This is a genomic window from Coprococcus intestinihominis (assembly GCF_040096555.1).
GTDB classification, from domain to species: Bacteria; Bacillota; Clostridia; order Lachnospirales; family Lachnospiraceae; genus Coprococcus_A; species Coprococcus_A intestinihominis.
In genome coordinates this window covers 1-6,422 of record NZ_JBBMEK010000192.1, presented here as the reverse complement: position 1 = coordinate 6,422, position 6,422 = coordinate 1, and the positions used below count along the sequence as shown (strand labels likewise).

The 6,422-nt window shown below is 44.8% G+C and carries 4 protein-coding genes; all 4 read right to left on the bottom strand.

The window, feature by feature from the left end:
• Window positions 1-7 precede the first annotated feature (7 nt).
• Entirely contained in the window at window positions 8-1,216 is a 1,209-nt protein-coding gene (locus WMO25_RS13155) for a 5-bromo-4-chloroindolyl phosphate hydrolysis family protein (RefSeq protein ID WP_349085663.1), read from the bottom strand.
• A gap of 329 nt (window positions 1,217-1,545) precedes the next feature.
• Complete coding sequence (locus WMO25_RS13150) at window positions 1,546-3,669, bottom strand: complex I subunit 5 family protein (RefSeq protein WP_349085662.1); 2,124 nt, start codon at window positions 3,667-3,669, stop codon at window positions 1,546-1,548.
• 15 nt (window positions 3,670-3,684) lie between these two features.
• On the bottom strand, window positions 3,685-5,160 hold the full coding sequence (locus WMO25_RS13145; RefSeq protein WP_349085661.1) for a complex I subunit 5 family protein: 1,476 nt from the start codon (window positions 5,158-5,160) through the stop codon (window positions 3,685-3,687).
• A gap of 15 nt (window positions 5,161-5,175) precedes the next feature.
• Window positions 5,176-6,422: complex I subunit 5 family protein (locus WMO25_RS13140; RefSeq protein WP_349085660.1), on the bottom strand; the 1,247-nt coding region annotated here is incomplete at its 5' end.

The following is a 6,422-nucleotide window of genomic DNA, read 5'->3' as shown; positions in this document are numbered from 1 at the left end:
CTCATGGCTATTCTCCCCCTGATTGATTCTCAAAGTGATTCTTGGTCAATCCTTCCTGTGCCAGCATCGTCTCAAGAACGGTAATGTCCGATCGGATGTCCATGGCTGCATCCTCGAAAAAGCTGTCCAGCAATTTCTCATAGGCCAGATTAATGGTGTCCAATGTCTTCTCTATTTCTGCCTTCGACTGACGGATATTCTCCCCCTCTGTGGGCTGTGCATCCAGTTCCTGATAGGTCTGCACAAGCTTCAGCGTTGTCGGCATATAATACTGCATAAACTTGCGAAGCTTCGGCAATTGTTCCGGCTTCTGTTTCAGCACTTCAAAAATCTTCTTAATCAGTGCCTCCAGTCTGTATAGCTTCTCAGATATCTCCTCTCCCGGTATGGCATCGTTGGCTCTGCGGATTGCTTCGATATAACGGCTGCCCTCCTCCATGGCCCGGACAAGTTCAGGATTCTCTATACCATCCGATGCAAAAATACTTCTGTCCGCCTGCTTTCTCTCCTGCTCTTCCAGCGACCTCTGCCTGTAAGCCTCCTGAGTCTCAAGATACTGCCTGTAAGTGGCATCATCCAGCATCAGACAGGTGTTCTGCGCATCCAGATGTCCATTCGTAAAAGCCCGATTCTCAATCAGCTTCTGAATATCCCTGACAACAAACTTCTCATTCTTCCCAACGGCCGACGCCAGTTCCTTCACCTGACAATAGGTTCTCTCACCGATCAGCTTCGTATATCTTCGGAACCGTCGAACCCTTCCGACAAGAGAGATACCCTTCGCCATCACAACCGCCGAGACAATCGTCAGAGGAATAGTAACGTACAAAGTAATATGCCCTGCCATAGCAAGTCCTGCACTTGGAACAGCACTCTGAACAGCAAACATCACCATGGAGGCAAGCCCAAATATTCCTGTAAATACACCTCCCAGAGCGGTACAGACAGGTCCTGTCACCGTTCCCGGCGGATTCTTAACATATCTGGTCACTGCCCGTTCTCCCGTCTTCTCTGTGCCATAATGATACCTCACATTCGGAGCCTTGCTGCCTTTTTGTCCTGTTCCCTGTGGCATCTGTATATTCAATTCTTCAAAGACCGACTGTATAGAGCCTGTGATGTTCCTGTTCAGCTGCTCAAAATTCATGGAAGCCACCGCATCCTCAACCATTGACTGGATCCGTTCTCCCATTCCGGTATTATCCTTCTCTGGCATATCCGCTTTCCTCCGTTTTTTTACTGTTTTTCATTATACCGCATTTGACAGCAAAAAGAAAGAAGTATTTAGGGCTTCAAACACATGTTTTGTTTTTATTCACAAAAAATTTACCTGCAATTTACGCTCTGCTGATAGCAGTATTTACATTTCTCCGATATACTGCATAACATCAACAGATCATATCTGACAGCCGGAATTCATCAGATATGGTCTGCTGAAAATCTTTTTCATATACCTTCCTCTTCTTAAGCACATAGTAACATGTGCTTATATTTTTTATACAAAAATACAGCCTCGAAAGACTGTATTTCTGTGTTCCGGCATCCTTATCTTACCATGAACAAATATAAAACTGTAATGATGATGCCAATACCGAACATGAGCAAACTGAAGGATACACTTGCAACAATAATCTTGTTGGCATCTTTGAAAACTCTTTCTTTTTCCGCAAACCGAAGCACATAATCTCTCTTTAACGGATGTTTCTTATAAATTGTCTTATTCAGCCACAAAGTCACTGTATTGAATATGCCGCCCAGCCAGAAAGACACTCTGTATCCTTTCGGCGGATTCTTGCCTCCATGAAGCTGACGGTGCGTCGTCTTTCTTGCCAGCAGGATGAGACCATCCATCATGAAGTCCATACATCTGCAGATAAATGCTGCCACATTCGGCAAAATAATCATCACGATCGGATAATATACCAGTTCCAGCAAATCCAGACGTTCCGGCCAACGATTCACATAAACAACTGTACCTGTCTTCATCTTCACCATCATCCATCCTCGGATGATCACAACATAAATCAGTGCACCAATAACAATAGAATAAAGACCACCCTTCAAATTCACCAGTGAGAAATAATGAACGGCATGATGCGGTGAAACACCAAACATAAATCCCTGACCCATATCAGCCAGCTTATCAAGTGTCATTGTCGGCAGCACACCGAGAATTGGCAGAATGGTTGCTGTGATCGCAAGAACAGCAGCTGTCACTTTATTGCAGTAATTCGTCTTTGCTTCATACTTCTTCTGAATTTCCGGATCACTGTTCTTCTCTACAAAAAGAACAAGAAACAGCTTTGTCATGTAAGCAACCGTCATGGCGCCCGTAATAATAAAGAGCCATTCGATCACTTTAAACAATGCCGTTGCGCCTGCACCGGATGCAAAGGCAAATGTAGCTGCGCCATGTCCTTCCTTCAGAAGCTCGATATACTCCACAATGCTCTCATGGATCAATGTCTTGCTGACATAACCATTGAAAAGTGGAATACCGCCAATACCAAGAGAACCCATCAGGAATGTATAGAGCAGCAATGGTTTCTTACGTCCAAATCCCCTGATATCGTTAAGATTCAATTTGTGCAGATTCATAACAACCACGCCGGCTACCATAAACAGCACAAGCTTTAAATTTGAATGGTTAAACATATGTAGCATTGTACCACGGACTGCCAGTGCATTCTCTTCACCCAGAAGTCCCTGCATACCGATACCTACAAAAATAAAACCAAGCTGTGACATGGATGAGCAGGCCAAGGTCCGCTTAAGATCCAGTGAAAAGACTGCAAGAATACCGCCCAGCATCATCGTGATCACACCAAACATCAGAATGACCATTCCCCAGTATCCGTTGTGCAAAAAGATACGTGAGGAAATAACAATCACACCGAAAATACCTGTCTTTGTGATAATACCCGATAACAGCGCACTGGCCGGAGCCGGTGCTACAGGATGAGCCATCGGCAGCCATATATGAAGCGGATACATACCCGCTTTGGCGCCAAATCCAAAGAGGATACAGCCACCTGCAATATAGAGCCATCTGGCATTTTCCGGGAAAATCTCTTCGCAGACCGAAAGCAGCGCATCTAACTGCAGTGTTCCCGCCGCATGATACAGCATCAGCAGCCCCATCAGTGTTACCATACCGCCAATGACAGCAACGGCAAGATACACAGCACCTGCATACATTGTCTCTTTTTTCTCATCGTGAATGACACAGACATATGAAGCAAGGGACATAATCTCAAAGAAAACAAAGGTTGTAAACAGATCATCCGACAGGAAAACACCCATGGTCGCGCCGAATGTTACCAGCAGGAAGAAATAGTATCTGTTTCTGTTTCTTGCATGTGCAAGATATTCTTTTGAAAAAATTGTGGTCATCATCCACATAAATGCAGTCACAGAGGCAAAAATAATCCTGAAGCCATCCAGTTTGAACGAAAGCCCCATCCCGCACACCTCAGGGACCACAAGGGATACTTCCTGGCCTTCTTTATATGTCAGGAAGAAAAAGGCCATTGCCAGAAAAGTGAGGATTGTTACTGCATCTGCTAAATAATCTCTGGCAGACTTATTCACCCGTCCAATCAGATATCCAATGACTGCTGCTGCCATGGGACCAACAACCAATAACAATAAAATCGGATTACCAATCATTCTATGTCCCTCCTGTTAATAAATGCCAACAGCAATTTTCTGAATAAAATCAAGCAGCGGCTGTGCATAAAAACCAATCACGACTGTTAAAACGGAAAAGATAACCAGCGGTCCCTTCATCAGCCAGTTCGGATCCCTGAACTCTTCTACCAGATCCTTATGATAACCGACATGCGGGAACCATGCACGGACGATAATCGTCAGCATATAAATACCCGTCATCAGACCCGAATAAAGCAAAACAAGTACACTGATATAACCAATCATCGATTCATGCTCAAGCAATGCATGAACGATGTTCCATTTACTTACAAACCCCGCAAAAAGCGGCATGCCCATCAGCGACAGACCAGAGATAAACAACGCCATAAACGTCACCGGCATCTCAAAGCCCAGACCATCCAGCTCATAGATATAATTCTTCTCAGTCTGATGCATAACTGCACCGGCACAGAAGAAAGCACTGATCTTCATAATGGCATGAACAGCCATATGACTGAGACCGGCGATCAGGCCTAATGGTGACATAGTCGCTACTGCCAGAAGAATATAGGAAAGGTTACTGATTGTCGAATAAGCCAGTCTTCGTTTGAAATGTGTTTCTCTGACACCCAGTGTAGAACCATAAGTGATCGTGATCAGCGCTGCGATCAAAACAACAACCTGGGCCCAGGTGCCATGAAGTGCCTCTGTACCAAAGCAATAATAAGTCAGACGCATAATGGCAAAGGCACCGGACTTAACAACCGCAACTGCATGCAGCAGCGCTGTTACAGGTGTTGGTGCCACAGAGGCTGCAGGCAGCCATCCATGGAACGGAAAAATCGCTGCTTTGACACCAAATCCGAAAAAGCCAAAGACATAGACCAACAGCGCAATATCCATATGATTGCTGATGGCCGCAAGATTCAGATTGCCGCCAAGAACAAAAGCAATATCATTGCAGAATAATGAATAGAACACAATGGCTATAAAAGCAAAAGCCGTACCGCCAATCATGTAATACAGATATTGTCTTGTTGCCTTTCTGGCCTCTCGGGTCATCGTGTGGATCACCAACGGCAATGTCACCATTGTCAGGCATTCATAAAAGAGATACATGGTAATGATATTGCCTGCAAAAGCAACGCCAAGTGTCACACCATATGTAATCGTATAAAAAGCCATAAATGTATTGACACGTTCCTCATGCTTCATATATTCAAAGGCATATAATGAAGCCAAGGGCCACAGACAGGCCACCAGACCGCCGAAGAACATGGACAAACCATCAATATTCAGTGTCAGCGGCAGACGTGCCCCCAGCGAGAACATATAAAAGCTTTCTGTCGGACGGTGTGTCAGAAGCCACAGAACAAGGATGGTATTGAGAACAACCACAATTTCAATACAAATATTTCGTTTCTTTGCATCCTCAATTGGAAAGATCAGCAGCAGAATACCCACGATCACAGGCAGCAGAATCGGTACTAGTATAAAATAAGATGGCATACTTCTTCTCCTCCCTTAAAGTACTGATGCAGCAATATCTGCAAATATTTTCATCAGACCCGACGGCCAGATGCCAAGAATAACTGCCAACGCTGTCATCACAACCATCGGCAGCAGCATCCGCCATGTCGGTTCATGGTTTACAAGTTTCGTATAATCATAATCTTCTCCCGGGAAAAATGCTTTGATAGAAATCGTCAGCAGATAACCGGCTGTCAATAATGCACTGATCAGCAGGACAACCGGACCAACCCATGAAAGTCCCGGAATACCCGAATCCAATGCACCGGAAATCAGATACCACTTACTGACAAATGCACTTGTCGGCGGAATACCGATCAATGTCAGAGACACAAGTGTAAAGCACCACATGGTCACCGGCATCTCCTTGCCGATTCCTACAAGCTGACGCACCTTTGTCTTTCCTGTCTTACAGATAATCGCACCTGCGGATACAAAAAGCGTATTTTTGACCAGCGAATGGAAAATCACATGCATCAACGCACCCACAAAAGCGATCGGCTGCATCACCGACAAGCCAAACAGAATATAAGATACCTGACTGACTGTTGAGTAAGCCAGACGTTTCTTCAGCACCTTCTCCTTATAAGCCATCATGGACCCCATAAAGATAGTCAGGATAGACAAAATAATCCAGGTATACTGCACCCATGTACCTTTAATCATATCCGGCCCTGCCACATAATAAACCGATCGGATGATACCAAGAACACCTGCTTTTGTAATGACACCGGATAATACGGCACTGGCCGGAGCCGGAGCCACCGGATGGGCTGTCGGCAGCCATCCATGCATCGGGAACATACCTGCTTTTGTGCCGAATCCGATAATCATCAGAAAAACAGCAAACAACATGATACCAGACGGATTCGGTTCATTAATAATACCGCCCGGTGCAAAATACAGTACTCTTCCCTCTGCATTGAACAGGAAAAATCCAAAAAGCACCATAAAAGCACCTGCTACTGAATAAAAGAGATATTTCAACCCTGCCATAATTGCTTCATGGCTCAGGTTGTGCATAACAAGCGGCATAGATGTCAAAGTCATCATTTCATAAAAAACATACATTGTCAGCAGATTGCCCGAAAAAGCAAGCGCCGACAGGACACCGCCTACAACCAGGTAAAAACAATAAAAACGCTGTTCATTCTTCTCATGCGCCATATACTCAAAAGACGCAATGCCTACCATCAGCCATACAAATGCGATAAGCACTGAAAAAATCTTTGAAAGCATAT

Bases quoted from the DNA above. Each gene is read 5' to 3' on its own strand.
- WMO25_RS13155 (WP_349085663.1), bottom strand. From the start codon at position 1,216: ATGCCAGAGAAGGATAATACCGGAATGGGAGAACGGATCCAGTCAATG.
- WMO25_RS13150 (WP_349085662.1), bottom strand. From the start codon at position 3,669: ATGATTGGTAATCCGATTTTATTGTTATTGGTTGTTGGTCCCATGGCA.
- WMO25_RS13145 (WP_349085661.1), bottom strand. From the start codon at position 5,160: ATGCCATCTTATTTTATACTAGTACCGATTCTGCTGCCTGTGATCGTG.